Raw genomic sequence first — 21,146 nt, 5'->3', positions numbered from 1 at the left:
AATAATGGAGCTCCGCCCTGGCAGCCGCCATTTCCTTACTACGAAGAGGGGCAGCCTGAGCCTGCTTTCCCTATTTACCTGCTCCTGTAAAGTTCAGATTTCATTTCCAAATTGTCTTCATAAGGTTGCGATATGAATTATTAAGGTAGTTTATAATAACCTCAAACATCAGGTAAACGGTTTCACCCTTCAAATCATCGTCAGGAACCACAAGGCAGATGTCCATTAAAAGAGTACCGTTATCATCAAAATAGAATTTAAATGGTTTATACTGCAAATTTTCACCATTAATAAGCTTCAGTAAATCAAGCTGGTTTTCCTCGGTTACTGCCTTTGGAGAAATCTGGACGCGAATGGTCGCAAATACACTATTGTCAATAATAACTGCTGTAGGAAGCTGCTGCCCCTCCACGGAAATATTAGAACGAAATACTACAGTTTCCCTTTCATCGCCCTCTATTTCTTCTACCTGAAAAATCTTGATGTCCTTTTCCTCCAAATATTTTTTGAAATTTTCTGCATTCTTGTTCATTATGCATCCTCCTTATTAATTTAAATATAACTTAGCCCCTTATCTAAAATTTAAATCAGATAAGGGACATAAGTTATATTAATCTGTTACTAAGATTAGTATTCGTTATTCAATTATTATTTCCTGCTTGGAAGCATTTTTTGTAACTATGGAATTCACAATTTCACCACTCACCTCAACCCATTGACGAGGTGCTTTTGGTATAAACATTGACAGTGGAACCTCTTTGTAGTAATGTTCCTTGCGCATTAGATTATTTCGCATCATATCTACTACACTGTAGGTTTCAGTGTATTTATTGCTGCGTAACAGACGCCAGTCATGTGCTTCCACTAAATGTGCGTTGTCGGTAATTATGCCGCCATCTTCAAACAACTGGTATCTTCTTCCCATAGGATACAGTTTACTTGCATCGTTCCAGTAAACAAGCTGTTCACCATCATGGGTTGGAGTACGCCCATAAATAGCCATATTGGTTGCACTGTTGTTCACAGTGAATTTATTGCCTACCAAAGCATCACCAATATCCACAGCCCCCTTATCAACATTTACATAACCATTATTGGTCCACAGCTTGGACACCTTAGTGCCAGTGTTGGAGCTGAGCTTATCAATGGTGAAGGTTTCAACAAGATTCTGACCATCAGGGGTTTGCACTGTCATAGTCAATGGGGTGTTGCTATCTCCCGTATTCTTAACAGTACCAATCTGCACATATTTACCTGCCAGTACAACATCAGTTTCACCATCACCATTAGCTTTGGCCAGAACTGTATTCACTCGAGATGCCTCAGAATTGTCACCAAGAATTATATTAACATGATTGCCCTCGGCGGTATCAAGAATAAGGTCGCCCTTCTTTATGGAGACTAAAAGATCTCCCTGGGCTTTCATAACTCTGGTGTAAATATTCCCCTCTTCTATGGTGGTAATCAAATCACCATCAGAGATCATATCCTTATCAAAGTAAATGTTACCCTTTCCTGTTGTATTGGCATCAGTACTTCCCTTGGCAATGATATTGTCGGTAACGCGAAGATCACCATTTCTTGTTGTAAGCTTAACATTCCTTGCGGAATCCACAAGACCATTATGATCAATGATGATATTCTGCCCTGTGTCTCCAGGAACGTAGCTTTCGGAGCCCGCAGCAAGGGAAATATCACCCTCCTGAGTAGAGGTCTTGCCATAAACGGTAATTGTTCCGGTACCAGTTTCAATATTAATATTCTGGTTGGCAGTTATGGTCTCAACGTCAGCATCATTGTCGCCAACATCAATGTTGCCCTTGATAACAGATACATTAATATTTCCACCAGTGGAGGTTACAGAATTACCGATATAAACATCACCCTCATCTGTTTTGGCATTAACATCGCCGGTGACTACAATATTGTTGTCAAAATACATATTGCCCTTGTTAACAGTATTGACAGTCAGGTTAGTCTTGGCCTTAACGGTATCAGTAATATGGAAATCACCATTGCCACTGGTAATAGTAATACCACCATTGTCAGAAATTACCTGTCCATTTTGGTCAATGATAACACTGCTTGCACCAGCCTGATATTCTGAAGCGTAGGCAGAAACAGTTACATTACCATTTGTGGAGTGGGTAAGTCCCTGAACGCTTATTATACCGTCCTTGGTTTCAAGGTTAATATTATCCTTGGCAGATAAAGCATCATCCGTTGGCCCCTGGCTGCCTATATTTATGGTACCTTGGTCAGTGGTAATGGAGATATTGCCATCAGTTGATTTAACCTTCTTGCCAACTTCAACATTACCCTTGTCCGTGCTCAGCACAATATCATTGGTAACCTCGATATCTGTGCCAAAGCTTAAATTGCCCTGGCCTTCAACCTTGGCCTGCAAGCCGCCCTTTGCTTTTAGATCTTCTGTTATGGAAATATCACCATTGCGGCCCTCAAGGGAAATATTCTTTCCTGCCTCCACAGACCCTTTATCTTTAATGACAAAGTTGCTCTCCGGGGCATTCGGATTATAGGTTTCATTTGCAGCCTTCATGGCCACATCACCGTTTATAGCCTCAGTATGACCATAAACGTAGATGGTGCCCACATTGGTGGACAAGTTAACGTTGTTACCTGCAGTTATGGCTTCAACATCACTGTCATTTATGTTGCCCACAGTAATATCACCATTATGATCTATCAGCTCAGCTTCAATATTGTTGCCTGCATTCAAGGAACCTAACAGTGCAATATCGCCCTTACCGCTTGTCTTTACGGAAATATCCCTGCCAGCCTCAATGGAATTAACATTGTTGCCCAAATCAGCTACTACGATATCAGCATTTTTGGAATAAGCATATACGTCCTTGCCAGCTGAAATACCATCCGTAACAACAATACTTGTATTTGCATTATTATATTCGTCAAAGCCCGTAAGGAGGGTTACACTGCCAGTATCTGCACTTACCTTGCCACCTACTGTCAAGGTCCCGTTCTCAGTGGAAGCTGTTACATTATCCTTGGCTCCAATATTTCCGGTGATATTCAAATCTCCTCCGGAGGTGTTCAGCTTGAGATCCTTTCCGGATGAAATATTGCCCTGGCCAGTGATCTGTTTGCCATCAGCGGTAATATTGCCATTGGTGGTTAACCAGTTGCCAGTAGAAGTGATAGATGTTGCAGCCTCCAATTCAATATTGTTGGTGGCCTCCACAGCACCATTAAGGTTAATGGTATCTGCAGTAACAGTTGCATTGGTCCCTGCCTTCATACCGCCATTGGCAGCTGCAGCTTCATCTGCAGTAAGGGTAATAGCCTTTCCGGCCTCCAGTTTGCCATTGGCAGTAATATTATCAGCATCGGCTGTAATGTTGCCAGTTCTGGCTTTCCAGTCACCAGTAGCTGTAATCTCTGTGCCTTTAACAGTTAAATCCTTGCCCGCAGACACAGCTTTGGTAGTAATATCACCAGTTGCTGTTATACCAACATTATTATTGGCGCTAACTTCACCTGTCAGATTAATGGTAGTTGCTTTAACGGCTACATCAGTACCAGCAGACAATTCCTTGACATCTACAGTATCTGTTGCAGTCAAGGTTACTGCCTTATTAGCAGTCATCTTACCAGTGGCAGATATATTCGTGCCATTTGCATTGATGTTTTCACCTGCATTTACTGTATTCTCCAGTTTTATTTCTGCCGCTTTAACAGTAACATTTGTATCGGCAAAAATACTTCCCTTCGTGTTCACAGTATTATCTGCATTCAGAGTGACTAGCTTGGAAGCCACCAACCGCCCCTCTGTTGTGATATTCTTACCTTCTGCTGTAATATTGCCATTATTGGCTGTCCAGTTGCCGGAAGCATTAATATCTGCTCCCTTTACTGTTAAATTCTTGCCAGCCGTAATTGCCTCAACAGCGGTAACATCTCTGGTTGCAGTGATATCAACGTTATTCGTTGCTCCTACTTCACCTGCCAAATTAATAGTAGTTGCTTTAACGGCCACATCAGTACCAGCAGACAATTCCTTGACATCTACAGTATCTGTTGCAGTCAAGGTTACTGCCTTGTCAGCATTCAGCTTGCCAGTGGCAGATATATTCGTGCCATTTGCATTGATGTTTTCACCAGCATCCACAATATTTTCCAGTCTAATTTCTGCTGCCTTAACAGTAACATCTGTACCGGCAACAACACTTCCCTTCGTATTTACAGTTTCATCTGCAGTGAGAGTGACTAGCTTGGAAGCGGATAGCCCATTTGTGGTGATATTCTTACCAGTTGCCTTAATGTTTTCAGTTGCTTCTATAGCTTCCTCAGACTTAATTGTAGTTGCTATAACCGTTACATCAGTACCAGCTTTTACAGTATCCTTGGTATTCAGAGTTTCATTTGCATTCAAGGTTATTGCCTTGCCAGCAGCCAGCTTACCATTAGCAGTAATATTTACAGCATCTGTCCTGATATTGCCATTTGTGGCTGCCCAGTTGCTTGAAGTAACTTTGCTACCAGTTACAGTAATATTATTACCAGCCGTAATTGCGTTATTAGTGGTAATATCTCCAATTGCAGTGATATCGATATTATTATTGGCATCTACATCTCCTGACAGCTCAACAGTAGCTGCATTTATTGCTACATCAGTACCAGCAACAGCACCACCTTTAATAGCTACATCACCAGTTCCAGTAAAGGTTATTGCCTGTTTAGCACTTAACTTGTCACTAGTTGTAATATCCTTACCAGTGGTCTTTATATTTCCGCCAGCATCTACGGCTTTCTCCAACTCAATGGTAACTGCTTTAACAGTAACATCAGCACCTGCTGTCAGACTTTCCTTGGCATTAACTTTTTCAGTTCCAGTCAGGGTTACTGCCTTATCAGCACTTAACTGACCATTGGTGGTAATATTCTTGCCTTCAGCCGTAATGCTTCCCTTGGTGGCTGTCCAGTTGCCGGAAGCATCAATATCTGCTCCCTTTACAGTTAAATTATTGCCAGCAGTAATGGATTTGGTATTAACATCACCTGTTGCAGTTATTCCAACATTATTGCTGGCTCCAACATCACCTGTCAAAGTAATAGTAGTTGCCTTAACGGCCACATCAGTATCCGCAGACACGTCCTTTACCTCTACATTCTCAGTTGCTGTCAGATTTACTGCTTTGGTGGCAGATAACAAACCATCATTATTGGCAATATTCTTACCTTCTACTGTAATATTGCCATTGCTGGCTGTCCAATTGCCAGATGAATTAATATCTTTTCCGGTCAATGTTATATTATTGCCAGCAGTAATAGCTTTAGCCGTGGAAATTTCACCAGTTGCAGTGACAGCTACATCAGTACCAGCTACTAGAGTTTCATTGGTCGTTACATTCCCACTTGCATTCAAGGTTATGGCCTTAGTAGCAGCCAAATTGCCTTCAGCAGTGATATTCTTGCCTTCAGCAGTAATATTTCCGCCTGCCTCTACAGCCTTATCAAGTTCAATAGTAGTTGCATTAACCGTTACGTCAGTACCGGCATTTACTGCACCCTTGGTATTTACAGCTTCATTTGCATTCAAAGCCACTGCCTTGCCAGCTTCTAGCTTGCCATTAGCAGTAATATTTACAGCATCTTCAGTTATATTGCCATTGGTAGCTGTCCAGGTACTGGAAGTAATTTTATCACCTGTTGCGGTTATATTATTACCAGCGGTAATTGCCTTAGTGGTGGTAATATCTCCAGTTGCGGTTATGCCAATATTGTTAGTGGCTCCGACTTCTCCTGACAGTGTAACAGCAGTTGCATTAATGGATACATCTGTATCAGCAGCTAAGCCATTTGCCTGTACATTCTCCGTTGCAGTCAAATTTACGGCCTTATTAGAAGTCAACTTACCTTCTGTGGTAATATTCTTGCCATCAACATTAATATTTCCACTTGCATCTACGTTTTTCTCCAACTTAATATCACTGGCCTTAACTTTTACATCACCGCCAGAGGTCAGATTTCCCTTGGCATCAACATTTTTATTTGCCAAAAGTGTCAGTTCACCACCCACATTTATTACTTCATTTGTGGTGAGATTACCTTGGCTCTTAACCCATAAATCACCTGTAATACCAGCACTGTCTTCTGTGCCAACAGCACCCAGAGTCATATTGTCAACAGTATTTAAATTAGAGCGCTCTAAGCCAATAAGATAACCGTTTGCACCAGCAACAGATATCTTACCCCCATTATTAAGCAGCCTCAATGCATTATCCTTGGAGCCAATATCACCATCTGAAGCCTTAAGATTGACTTCTTCAGTTCCATTAATATAGCTTTCTGCTGTATCTTCATTTTCAGCTTCCGACATCACAATGCCCTTATCACCACTTAAGGTGATCTTTTTGGCAGCAGCCTTATTGCTTACTGTGATGGTACCAGTTGTATTTAGTACAAAATCCTCCTTCATGTCAATGGCGCCCAGCACGATATTATCAGGGTCATACTTAACGCCCTTCAAATGTGCGCTGTTGCCTGTAGCCTGAATATTGACACTGTTGCCCAGTACATATAATGGACGTTCTGCAGTTCCAAGATCACTGCGGCTGTCACCATTGATGCCATTCAAGTACAGATTTTGGGCATTAATGTATGGAACTACTCCATCTATGGATGTCTTACTACCAACAAGACCATTGCCAGCATAAAGAGTTACGCTATCAGGGGTATATATGCTTCCCACAGATAGAGGATTTAATCCATTGTTTTTAATATAGATATTCTTATTGGAACGGGCACTAAGATCACTGGTTGTTTCACCGATTGCCTGTACGGTGATAGGTTTGTTTTCGGAGCCTATTGCACCTTCGCCACCCTCCAGCAGGATATCCTTGCCGGCAATTACATTGGTGTAGGCCTGGTCTGTCAAAGCATTTTCAATTCCCTCTTTGCCCAAAATTCGAACAAAGCCCTTATCTGCCTGTACTTCGCCAATCTTCAGCACAGAAGCAGCTCCATCATCAGTTGCCTTCCGGCCGGACATTGAAATGTCCTCTGCAGTAGCAGTGGCAGTTACCGTTCCAGTTGCATTAATACCAACTGGGGCTGTGCCAGTCACGCGGAAATAATCCTTTCCGTTCTCGTCCTTTAGGCGGATTACATCTGAAGCATCAGAATTTGCCAAAATCTTCAGATAGTCCACATTGGTCTTGCCACCAGCACTATAGCCGTTTTTAAGCTGGTCAAAAGTAATACTTTGCGGAGTCTCATTACTGCCAATATTTTTACCATATAAAGTGACATTTTTGCCGGATATATTGGCAATCTTATCCCGGCTGTCAGTGGAGCCCACTTCCTTATTAATCATTTCACTGCGCAGAGCATAGAGCAGCTCATCCTGAGTCCACTTATAGGTTGGATTTGCTGCCGCAGCCTTCAGCTTGGCATAGTCACTATTTTCATCTGCAGCCAAATGAGCCAAATAATCATCACTATCAGTATAGTGCTCGTATTCTCTACGCAGGGATTCGTAAGCAAGGCGATAATCCTCTGAATAATTCTCCACCCACTTCTCATTGTAATTATCCGGATATTTAGCCTCCAGGTCATCATGCAAGGCCTTCATTTGCTCATAATCAGCAAAGCTTTCCTTAACATCATGCTCATAATCGGAAACATTCTTTTCCAGTTTACGGATATAGGCGTTATTCCGATCTGGTCCCGCAATAAGGCCGGAATCAATCCACCGCTGGATACGGGCGGAGGTTTCATCACTGGCTTCTTCGCCGGTATATGGCAGGGCATCCTCAAAGCTGCCATGCTCATTGGTCAGTGTTACATCACCAGCCACAGAACGAATGACCCCTATACGCATATCATTATCTTTATTGTTGCCTGTAGTATTCTGCACCAGGAATATATCCTTTTGCGCAGTGGCATTAACGCTGGCACTGAGAGGATCATTATTAAGTGCCTGCTGGCCAGCATGCACCTTCAAAGCCTGGTCATGATTGCCAATACCACCTGACTGGCTGGTAATATCTATACGCTGACCAATAATACCTTCACCAGCAATCTGCTCAATATTGCCGCTGACCTCCAATTTAACGTTATTGTTGCCAGCCATAGGATCACCAGTACCCTTGGCTTCAATAGTGGATATTTCCGTATTACCGGTTACATTAATACCTATGTTCCCATCACGGGTAATAGCACCCAGCTGTACAGCTGTTTCCTTATCAAGGGTTTCAATATTGATGTTAGCAATATCCTTTTGAGCGTTAAGTGAAATTTTATTTCCTAAAATAGATACACCATTATTGGCTTTAAGGGCGCCCTTGTTGGAAGTAATGGCAATGGTACCTTCTGTATTGTTATTACGGATATTTCCATTAAGGGTTATATCTCCTCCGCTCTTAAGGTTGATAGTTCCATTATCCTGACCTATAAATTTAATATCAATAGGTTTATCTGCCTTAATACTGGATACATAAGTCTGACTGGAACCAGTCTTAACATCCCAGTTATAATAGTAATTCTTCCAAAGAACTTTATTTTTTGAGGTTACATTATAATTTAATCTTTGATTTTTAAGCACGACATTGTCTGCTACAATCTTGTAATCCGGACCTGTCCCTTTGGATACGAATATTCCATTCGGCAACGGTTTGGCATCATTAACGGTAACCGTCTTCTTGGCCTTGCCAGTCTCCGATTCAAAGGTGGCAAAATCCAGATGTAAAATACTGGTATCACGATAATAATAATGGGTATTAGTGGTGGATTCAGAACCAACCGTCCAGTTATACCGGCTGTTTGCCTCCGGATTAAAGGTATAGCTGCGGCCAGCTCCGGCAGTATTCAGCTCTCCAGGATTAAATCCAGTGGAGGTGGTAACTCCCTCTGTAGTATATTTCTTGGTAGTAACAACCTCCTTGCCATTGTTATCCAAGGATATGGTTGTTAATGTCACTTCACCATTAATATTATTATTGAGTACCTTACCCAACTGCATGGAAGCATTCGTCTGATTATCAATACTGATATCAGCACCGCCATCTACGGCAAAAATCTTGCCACCAGTGGTGCTGATAATACGGCCAGCAAGATATACTTTACCTCCCTGAGCATCAATATCTTCTGCCAACAGAGTATCATTATCAGGGTCGTAGAAAATCTGGACATTATAAACCAGGGAGCCATCAGCTGCCCGTTCAGCCTCCCAGTCTGTGCCTCCCTCATTTACCATATAGATACGGCGGCCTTCAAAAAGCTTGGATTTGCTAAAGTCCTGATTTTTGGCCGCTGTCTTGGCAGCGTTCAGCTGTTCTTCAGTTATAACTGCTGTGTATTTGCCATAACCACTTTGTAAAATACCATTTACATTGATAGCGTCTGCCGCAATGAATATGGAGCTTCCGGCAATACGTCCGGATTTTGCTGCAGCTCTTTCACTATCCGTTTGGGCTGCAGGGCTATTATATGACAATTCATTATGCTTTTTAGAAGTATAATTATTTAACCAGAAAGCATCTTTAATAGTGTTAATGGCAGCATCATTGGTACTCTTGTACACTTCCTGCGGCGATGAACCAACATTTACCACACCCTTGGTATAGCTCTGGTTTACACTGCCATACTGGGCTGTCAGTCTTATGCTATGACCATCAATACCGGTGGCCTTGGAGCCGGAGCCATTGATGATGATATCGCCGCCAGTTTTATTTTTATTCGTAATGGTTACATCTGTAGTTCCGGCGTTTACATGGCCGGCAATCTCAATGGCACCCACGCCATTAAAGACACTATTAACATAGGTTATATTGCCGTCCTTTGTAACCTTATCGGTCAAGGTAATTCCGGTGAGAGAAGGATTTTCCGAGAGAATATTTACACCACTATTGCCCTCAGTGCCAGACTTCAGCTTACTGTAGGACACATCATATTTTTTATCGCTGTTCAGCTGCTTTATCTGATTCTTGCCATTGGCGTCAGATTTTATTATGTTGTCACGGTAGATGACTCCTTGGCCTTTATCCTTTATGGTAATATCATTTACTACCAGATAGGCATTGGATTTATTTTCCACCTTTACTTCCGGATTAGTCTTGGCAACCACAGAGCCCTTGCCATAGAAGTTGTTGGAATCCACATTAATGGTACCGCCACTGGCTTCTATCAATCCCGGCAAGGCAACGATTGGAATATCATAACCTTCGGTAACAGGCACCTTAATGGTTTTACCATCAACAACCTTTTCTTCCATAAGCCCCAAGGAATTCAGTTTTGCCTCCAAAAGCTGCATTTCAGCCAAATATCCGGCATAAGCGATAGCCGTTTGGCCGTCACCGCCCTTGCCGTCTTCACCATTATAGGCGGAAATCAGCTTGTTCAGCTCATTCCAGCGTTCAGCTAATACATTGGCATAGCTGCCAGTGTACTGCTTCGCTGCCTTTTCCAATTCCGTGTAGTGTCTGCCCTCGTCATCCACTATGGAAATGGTATAGGATGGATTGTTGCCTTTAGCTGTTACATCATGGGTTTCTACAATCTTGGTAGCATCGTTAACATCAGCAATATCATTATGCCCCAGAAGGTCTTTTGGTACCACCTGTCCAGTAATAGTAACATTAATCTTGTCCTGGAAACCGGCCAACAGGGAACCGTCCACCTTGGCATAATTGGTGGATTCATTTACAAACCTATCAACATTTACATTTCCATCACTGGCTGTCTTTACAACAGGTATGGCTTTTCCATCGCCGCCTTCGCCACTATAAATAGTATGATAGCTGGCCTGCTTAAGAATATTTTCCGTACCATTGGCAGCCTTAATGTTAATATTACGCAGAGCTTCCCCTATTGCACCACTCTCAACCTGCACGCTGTTATTACGGCGGTTTTCCACAATCAGATCACGACGCCATCCCAATGGAATAGCAGTATCATTGTGGGCATCTGCTATGGTAAGCTGCTTAACATTGGATTTGCTGCCGTCATTATCAGCCCCGGCATAAAGGTTTATATCCTTATTACTCTTAATGGTTCCCTTAACTTCTACTGCATTGCTGCGATTAATTTTATGCTCGGTGATAGCCGTCGGACCAGCACCGGCGCCACCAGCAACCTTGCCCTCAGCATGGACAGTGCTGTCAATATCGTCGGAGGCAGCCAGGGTTACGCCGGCAACATCATAACTGCCATTGGAAGTCAGAGTTGCCCCTGTTCCTAAGGTAACCTTATTGGCAGATGTGTAATCCGTTCTTGACTGCACCACAATAGACTCCGCTATACCGGCATTTAGGCCTGTAGCGTAGTTCTTCAATACGTCTTTATTTAGTGCCTCATAATCCTGAGTACCAACTGTGGTTACCTTGACGTTGTTACCAATATTAACCTGGGTTCCCTTCTTGATTACATCCTTACTTTCCAGTACGGACATACCCAGAGCATTACCTGCCGTAATATCAAGACGGCTGTTATACTTATTGTTTTTATTAGTATTGATGTTGTTTTCTGCCCCAACATATACCTTGTTGGCGGAAATGTCTGCCCCATTGGCTATGTTAGCTGAGGTGATGCGCCCCTTGTCGCCAATATTCAGTGAAGTATATACGCCGCTGCCCTGAAGCACTCCGCCACTGGCAGAGAAGGTCTGGGTATCCATGGAATCGAACTGCTTGGCATTAACGTAGACATTATCCTGAGCAAACCATTTACCATAAATATTTGCAGTGGCTGAATTATCAAAATAAGTGATAGCCTTGGCATTAGTACCATAGTCCATCAAACCGCCGCCGGAGCCACGTACATAGGAATCCGTATAGGAATTGCCCGTTGCTCCCATTACCAGCTTATTGACATCACCGCCACCTGCAGTTGTACTTACCAGATCCTCAGCCCTGGTGGTGCCTTTTATTCCACCAGCAGCAAACTTAAGTCCGCTTACAGTAACATTGCTGATATCATTTTGACGTGAGGTCATATTGGTGGCATCAATGGTCAAAGTGGCATATCTGGTATTATCTTCATTTTCCAAATTATTCTCATTATTGTTATTGGTATTATTATTAATTGTATAGGAATAATCTTCCTTGCCAATATTGATGGCTGCATTAGTTTTAGTAGTAATATTGGACTCATCACCACTGTACCCAGGCACAGCCATACCAGCCACAGCTACGCTGCGCAGCTTGGAGGTGGCCGTAATTTCGTCCTTTTTACCCACCTGAGCCCCAAAGAATACAGACCCGGCACTAAAGAAGTTGTCGTCTGCCACATTAATCAGGGCACTACTATTAGCCTCTACTGTAGCCTTGGAAGCCATTCCGGTTACTACAGCAGCGGCATGATTATCAATATCTGTTTTCAGCTTCGGAGCATTGGCTGTCTGGAAGGACAGGGCATCTGCCTCGAATAAATAATTTTTCCCCTTTATGTTTATCTGAGAAGTACTGCTATCCTTTACATAGGTACTGTTCCAGCCTGCAGAAGCAAGCCCCGCAGCAATTCCTGTGCTGTTGGCAGTAAAATTACCAGTCTTTATGGCATTAATATTGATTTTGCCATCTGACTTCGTGGTATTGATGCTATAGGTTTTGCTTGCATCAGTATTTTCAATATTAACGGCCACGGCGCTGGTATTGGTAATACCAGTATTAATTGCATTTACCGAAGCTGTGCCAGCTGCCACACCATATACATTAGTATTGGCGGTAATGGCGTTATTGGCATTAATCTTCATATCACTTTCAGTAGTAATATGGGTATTCTTAACATTAATCCCGGTAGTACCACTGGTTTCCACTGTACTGTTAATAGCGTTGGCAGCTATTTTAGTCCCCAAAGTTCCTACAGCACCCTGAGTATAAATACCAGGCTTCTTATCATTGTTGTCCCGCTGTTTATCCACGGTATTGGCTAAAATCTCTACATTTTGGCCATACAAAGTGGCACTGTCAAAATTAACATTGGCAGTATTTTTCACATTGGCAGTAGCATGGGTAACCACAAAGGCTCCAAGGCCCACACTGGCCCCCTTGGCATCCAGATTGAGCCTGTTTTTCTCCGTAGCGTCAATGTGCAACATGCCACCAGCAGCATTAATACTGGAGCCAGTAACAGAAAGATTAGCTCCTGATGCAGTCCCCTTCAAATTGGTATCAATCTTAAAGGCAGTACGTTCTCTTGATTTTTGACGCTCGCTGGCGCTCATTCCCACGAAGCTGCCGGTATTATTCTTGTCCTGGGCATTGGCGGTGCTGATTTTGTCCTGTAATTCCTTATCCGCCGTTATACTTGTATTAATGGAGGTGTTTATATGGTTAACACCGGCTGCCACACCACCAAGGGAAAGGTTAAGCATGCTGGTATCAATATCACGGTCAATCCCCGCATTTAGGCTAACGCCCTTCCTGGCAGAAAGTTCACTTTTATTACTGATATTGATATTTGATTTATCTGCAATTGTTGTAATCGCGCTGTTGACACCTGCACCACCCAAAAGACCGACCTGGGCAGCATTATTGGAATAATCAGCTTTTATGGTGTCAGAGGAACTTACCTTTATTTCTCCCGATTCAATTTTCGCTTTATCAACAGATACGGACACATCAGCGGTATGCTTGTTGTAATTGACTGTTCCATTTAAGCTGGCGCCCAATCCCGCAACGCCACCGGAAAGCAAAGCAGCATTCTGGATAGTGTTGTTACGGGCCTTAACCTCTGCCACAGCATCATCCAGTTGTGAACCATCAGTATCGGATAAGGTACTGTTGGAAACACTGGCCGCAACGACAGTTTTCTGTTCCAAAAGATTTATGCCAAAGCCAGCAGAGACTCCAATACCAGATAAAGAGACTCCGTATGTATCCATATAGATACGGCTTTCGTTTTCAGCCCAGACATTAGCATTTTTTTCATAAGCTAAATTAAGATTATTAACCTTAGCCGAAACACGCATATCAAGGTCATCATGAATCAGGTTTGCATTAAGGGCGGCACCCTGTACAGCCAAACCGCCGGCTACAGCCAAATTGGAAATCCCCTGCTTTGAAAGGGCCTGTAAATCAAAATTATAGGCCCTTACATTGGTGGTTTTTTTGGAATCGCTTTCTGCAAGCACACTGCGGCCCAAAATATTGCTATTCTGGTTACCACCAAAGCCTACATTACCGCCACCGGCAGCCCCCATTTCAAAGGAACCAATATTATTGTAATCCGATGCTTTTACAGATACATTTTTATATTGATCGATATCAGCGCCTTCATTTACAGAGGTATCATTTAAGCTGGTCTTGGTATTGCCGGAAATATAATTTTCGTTAAATGTGCCAGCTACACCACCTATGGCTCCCCCGGCACCGGTAAGTACATCAGCAGCTATGGCATGGGTAGAGCTGCTGTCCACTACCAAACCACTAAGCTTGGAATTTGTGCGGGCAGACTTAAGGAGACTAGGATCAAAGGTGGAACGGCTTACGGAACCGCTGATAATACCATCAGATTGATTATTATCAGCAGACTTCATGCCATTATTTACAGAAATTTTATATTTCTCGAATTCAGCAGGAGTTTCGGAATCACTGGTCCAGGTGACTAATTTACTGTCCTTGACAGCTGCCAGAGTATCCCCGGTGATCTGATTGTTGGCCACAGAAACACCAAACCCGCCGCCGGCACCTCCTGCAATAACACCTGCAATGGAGGAAATAGCATCGTCACTTTGGGCTACAACGCCAATATTATTGCTACTGATTATATTTGTCTTATTCATTTCCGCAGTAGTATTGCCACGGATATTGTTATAGCTGTATGAACCACCAATAGCAAAGGTATTTGCCCCGGCCAAACCAATGCCAATACCCAACAGCTTGGTATTGGAGGTAGAATTAATATCCAGATTATACAAATTGCTGGCTTGTGCCGCAGAAGTGTTCAGATAGTTATAAAATGCCTTAGTGTTCTGGTCCACATCGTTAAAGGAAAGACCTACACCACCGGCCAAAACGCCTGAAAAGGCGGTAGCTAAAGCTGCCCCCGCAGTCTTATTGTTGATATCTGAGGTAGCCTTAATATTCAAAATTGCACTGGAATTAACTTCCTGATTAGCAGCCTTCTTTTCATTTACGGAAGTGTTTTCCATACCGGCATTTACATCTTTATAAACATTGGTACGGGCTACACCTCCCTGAAGATTTACACTGCCCTCAATACCAACACCAACACCTACAGTGGTGGCTCTGGATTTATCGTTGGCTAATACATCCATTTGGGCAGTATTATCCTTTGGAGCATTAATAACGGCGTCCTTAATCAAGGCCTGAGTAGTTTCCCGCTGGTTCTTTTTACCGATATTGGCATAGGCCACACCACCACCGATACCGGCTACACCACCTACAGAGATGTTAAGGCCACCGGCAATTGTAGTCTTGGAGGTTGTATTTTCAGCATTAACCTTCAATCCTTTTACATTGACAATTTCAGTACCCTTCTGTCCTTTGCTGATAATCGCCTCACTGCTGTTGCTTCCTTCGTTTACTGCAACTGCACCATTTAAGTTAAACTTCGAGGCACCAACCCCGGCACCTATTGCAAGGACGTATGTATTATTTTTTGCATTCAAATCAAGGGTACCATCAGAGTCGTTGGCCCCAAATTTAATTTCCCCACCCTTTACATAGACACCGGTGGTATTATTCATATCATTATTGGCAAAGGTCATACCAACACCAACATTGGTGGACGCGTTAAACTGACCGGCCACGCTAACAATGCTGGATTTATTATCCGCTAAGGCACTGACAGCATTTGCCGACAAGCTGCTATCTGTAATGTTCACCTTGTTGTTATTGGTAACGTTGTGCCAGCTTATGCCTCCTGCTCCGCCAAAGTAGTTGGAACCAACGGAAGCACCTGCTGCTGTTCCCACAATCTTCGTCTGATTGGTGGTGGTGGTATAAATCGAAGCTCCCTTTAAGGTTGCTCCAGTGATATCCACTGACAGATTATTCTTGATATCGTCAATACCTACACCTACGCCGGCACCATTTCCACTAAAATTGATACCCGCAGCCACGTTCAGTACCAGACTGCTGCCAGGAATGGTAGTATTGGCATTGTTATCGGTATTTTCTTTTATTTCCTTGTTGTTGTTTTCATCCACAACAGCTTCGTTGTTGATGGTTTTCTTGGCTGCAGTTGCAACGTACTTGTCAGTAATGTTATTAACATCAATGCCGTTGGCTTTCAGCTCTTCCTTTTTGGCATCGGTTTTAGGCTTTTCTATCTCCTTATCATGGGCAATCAAAGACACATCCCCGCTGGCATCTATTTGGGTGCCATTGCGAACAGCTGCCTGAACATTATTATTTATTTCATTGTAGGCCACAGCCCCGTCAAGACCGATGGCTGACTTGCCGCCTCCCTTGCTGCCGGCCACTGCCACGTTAAGATGATTTATGGACTTGGCAGCTTCCATATAGAAGGTATCGATTTTTTTGTATTCTCCGCCACTTATCATGCTGACCAGATTATTGGATAGATCGCTGATGGATACAGAGCCTCCAAGATTGGCAGAAGTACCGTCACTGCCCGTCCAGTTGGCCGCCAGAGCTCCTGCAATCTGCCAGTTACTGGCTGTGGCAGTGTTTGTAATATTAGTCTTGGTTGTACCCTCGAAGCTTTTGTTTACGTCAGTCCCAAGCATCATGGCCCTGACATTATTATTAACGTTGTTATAGGATACGGAACCACTGGCTGTGAGATTGCTGCCACTGCTGGAATTAACAGCCAGGGCCAGACCGCTGGCCACCTCTGTACCAGATTTGTCCGCCGTATTGGAAACACTGCCGGCTCCTTCAATCTGAGTGTTCATTATGAGTGAATCCACGGTTCTGGCAGCATTCACATAGCCCACAGCCCCGCCAATGGCCACAGAAGGACTTTCGTTTTTCTTCAGGGCATTATAAGCCGCTCCCCCGGCAAAGGAGCCAAGGAAGGTGTTATCAGTAGCACTAACGGCCACTTCAGTCAAAGAAGAATTAGCAGCTTCATTTTTCTCAATATTAATTCCATCTACAGTTGCCGCAGTATCGCTGATTCCCTTATTTATAGCGGCGCTTCCCGCTGCAGACAGTCTGAAGCCTCCTTTACCGCCAAGGTTCTTATCGTCAGCCTCTTTATTGCTTTCATTGGAGCCACTGACAGTGTCTGTAAGCTTGCTGCCTTTAAGCCAGTTATCAAATTTATCACGCTTGTTGGCGAGTTTTTGAATAAGGTCGCTTCCCTTATCAAAGAGAGTTCTGTCAGAGCCTGCGGTTCCAGCTATTTCAGCTCCAATACTGTTTATTGTACCGGTAGTTGTAGCAGTTACATCCAATTTAGCGGCCTGCCAAAGGATTTCATCCTCTGCATCAATAGGAGCTTCGAAATCTGTGGCCGCACCAAAGAAATCATCATCCACGGAGCCCAGCTTTTCCGCCAGCTCACGGGCCAATACTGAACGGTTGGTGGTGCGGTTTTCCGCCTTATTTTCTTCCGTGTCATCAGCTTTATCCGTAGCTTTTTTTATACCATCGCCATTATCTGCCACCTGTACAATATTATTGGTATTATAGTCCACATAGTTGACACCAATACCCACAGCACCTACAGCATCCTGTCCACCCAAAGTGAGACCACCGGTAATGGCATTGATGGTGGTATTATTTTCCGTATGGAGGTTTATGGTACCATCATTACTGCCTTCATCCGATCCATCCGGTTTTCCGGTGGCAGTCAGCGTTGCCTCATCATCAATAGACACAATGCTGTTGCCTGTGCCCTTTACAATATTCACCATACCGCCGATATTAAGCGTATCAGCCTTGCCGGAGGAATAGACAATATCCACCTGCTTCATATTGTTGACGCCATTAATATCTATTGCATTGCCTTCAATTATGGTATTTTTGCCCACCATAACCAAGCCGGTTCCGTTTATCTCCTGATGAGCTACACTAGCCCCCATGCCCACTTTGCCAGACTGATCCAGAGTACCATATTCGCCCCCCTTACCGGTAAGGGTAACTGTATAGGTACCAGATTCCGCTTTTATACCGGTATTGCCATCAGCTTTAATGAATTTTTCTTCGCCAATTAAAACGGCGGCATTGTTCTGTAATTCGTTTACTTGCACAGAGCCAGTGGCAGTGAAATTGCCGGAACCATCCTCAGACTGGTTCTTGGACTCAGTGCGAACATGGTAATGGGTATAAGTTGAAGGATGGGTAAGATTAAGGGCATTTTCGGCTGTGCTAATGAGACGCGCCTTAATATCCAGACCCAATTCGCCATCTTCCTTAACCTTATCAATGGCTTCCTTAAGCTTTTCCCAATTGGATAGTGTAGAAGGAATTTTAGTAGGGTCGCTCCAATCGATGGCTTTAACATTTTCATCCCAATTTTCCAAAGCAGCTTTATAGGCATCCTTTATATCCTGTGGAAGATTAGTTATTGCCTCATAGGATTCTTTCACCTGCTTCCAGGCTTCCTTGACATTATACAGCCCTTCAGCAGCCGGGTTATAGTCCATGTGAGCTTGGGCGTTAATGTTTATACTGCCGGAAGCATACAAGGAAGCTACAGGATTTTCACCATTTTCATCAATTTCATCAATTTCATCATTTGCATCGTCATCATTTTCGTTAGACTCTTTAGCATTTGCTATTTTGACAGTGGCATTATTTTTTACATTGTCCACCAGTACGGCAGCATTAATAAGAGCTCCGGTGGTGGCAGCACTGCCATCCGAACTCTTGGCGTGGGTCATGGAGTTAACCACATTCATGTGGAAACCACCGATTTGGTTGCCGTCATCATCTGTGCCGCCAATCATTGTTTCCGCATTTATATTAATATTGCCTTTATTATCACCATTTTCATCATTACCATTAATGGCCTCCAGAGCAGCGTTAATCTCTACGCTACTGCTGTTTTCCTGCTTGAAAATACCCACAGTGGCCCCGGCATCGCCGTATTTTTTCAGCTTGCCTACCAATTCATCCCCATAGTCCACCAATTTATCAAAGAACTTATTCAGGGAGCTTTTCTGGCTGCTATCCAGCGGCTTTAATTCCACAGGCTGAGTATCCCCATCAAATATCTGCCCCGACATTACACCCAAGGTATTGTTTACCGTCATCAGATCCTTAGCGACAGTATTATTGGCACTGACATCAATGGATGAGGCGGAAATATCTTTGTTGATGATAACATTTGCACTGGTCTTGTCATTTACATAGGCCACACCGGCGGATAATACACCGTTTTCCTCATTCATGGCCGAGGAGGCTGTAACCTCCATATCCTCCTGCATACTAGCTGTGGCTTTAAATTCCCCGGCAGTATCAATTTCTTCGTTGACCTTGACATTTGCACTGCTTTCGGAGTTGACAATAGTCACGGCACCATAAACAGACGGAAGCTTAGTGGTAGTATCGCCTTCCTTCCGCTGAACATTCAAACCTTTGGCAGTTGCCAAAATAGTGGTATTGGTATCCGCCGCCAGATTAACACCATCAATTTTTTCCTCGCCATGCTTAAGCTCCAGACCTTTATTTACCGTAACCTCAGAGGTATTCTTTCCCGTTACATTGGTATAGGCTCTGGCCATAACGCTGGCATTCACATCCATGGTCAGATTGGCTGAGGCTTTGGCATCCAAGGATTCAGCATCAATCGTGCCCCCCAGTGAAACGCTGGCTTCATTGGACCGATTGCCAGTGCCTTCCATAATGCCCAACAGGAAAAGGTCTATCCATTGGGTCCATTCAGCAGAGCTAGGTTCCAGTGAATCCGCTAGTTCTTTCCCAGAGGTTTTTTTAATGTAAAGAGCCATAGCTTTACGCAAAACAGCATCTTTTATTATTGACTCACGAATCTTCTTCTGAACTAAATCCTTGGTCCGTTGGTCCTGAAGATATTCAAATATCTGGCCTTCCTTGTAGGAAGTATTGGCATCCGCAGATATTTTTACCGCACTATCAGTAGTTATTTTACCCTTGTTGGTAACAGAAGACGTATTATCAGCGGCAAATAATTCCTTGAGCCACCCTTCTCCCCACTTATCCCAGTTCTTTAACTCGTATTCGTCCTTATCCTTTACCTTGGTAGCCTTTAATGCAGGCAGTTCACTGTCATCTACGTTTTTGAAGCTGGCAGCCTTTAATACAATATCTCCACTACCATCTGTTCTTTGGGAGGCCGTTAAGCCTTGAGGAATCTGCTGGGCAATTTCGCTGTTAACAACATTCTCAAACTGAATATTGCTAATGCTTTTTAGCTGAGCACCATCGTTAATGTCAATAACTCCGGCTCCCAGAACAATCCCACTATGTGTGTTAATATGGCCAGATACTTCAATATTACCTGTAGTAGCAGGCTTGTTATCCTCATCACTGGCCATCAGAGCGGTAATATCATCTATCTTAAATTCTTCTTTGCTCTTGTTCTTATTTTTTTCGCCCTCGAACAACTCATTGAAGGCATCCTTCTGTACCACCATGCCAGTAAAACTGCCAGCATTAATAACCCCCTGAGAGCCCACGACTATTCCGTCAGGGCTGAGGAAATACAAATTGCCATCGATTTTACCGTCTTTGACAGCATTTAATACGCCATTAATATTAACCTCGTTATTAACCATATTTACCAAGGTATTGGCATAATTAGTGCTGTCCTTCATATTGAAGTACATATCAGCCCGGTCACCATTTCCCAGAGAAAAATCCTTAAACCGGTTGACTCCCAGATGATCATCACTGACATACTGGGCATAAATCTTATATAAGTTATCCTCTTTAACAATGGTAGATTTCTGCCCATCTATGGCAGTAATATTAGTTTTAATTTCCGTTTCTGCAGGGGCCTCATCAGCATAGGCAATTCCGGAAGGAAAGACAGAAAGACACCCCAAAGCAAGGCCAAGCACAATTTTACTGGCCAAAATATTGTATGCGTATCTATCCTGTTTATAGTCATGTTCAGCAGCGTGTTTTCTCATCATTTTGCGATATTTTCCTGACTGCGACATGATAATCCCTCCTTGCCTATCGTTCTATCCTTGAAAAGAAAAAAGAACAATTCTCTATAAATAATTCTGCTAAAAACGTCAAATTCCT

General features: G+C 43.3%; 2 protein-coding genes. Both read right to left on the bottom strand.

Features of this window, described 5'->3' with window-relative positions:
- Positions 1 to 100 precede the first annotated feature (100 nt).
- The gene (locus T355_RS0107305) at positions 101 to 532 is read right to left on the bottom strand and encodes a hypothetical protein (protein WP_027397187.1); all 432 of its coding nucleotides are present in this window, start codon (positions 530 to 532) and stop codon (positions 101 to 103) included.
- Positions 533 to 637: 105 nt separating this feature from the next.
- Positions 638 to 21,058, bottom strand: coding sequence for a hypothetical protein (locus T355_RS0107300; protein ID WP_027397186.1), 20,421 nt, complete (start codon positions 21,056 to 21,058; stop codon positions 638 to 640).
- Positions 21,059 to 21,146: the final 88 nt, after the last annotated feature.

Origin of the sequence: Anaerovibrio lipolyticus LB2005 (assembly GCF_000621545.1) — a bacterium.
Taxonomy (GTDB): domain Bacteria; phylum Bacillota; class Negativicutes; order Selenomonadales; family Selenomonadaceae; genus Anaerovibrio; species Anaerovibrio lipolyticus_A.
Note: the sequence above shows the minus strand (reverse complement) of the source record. Positions and strands in the feature narration are given on the sequence as shown.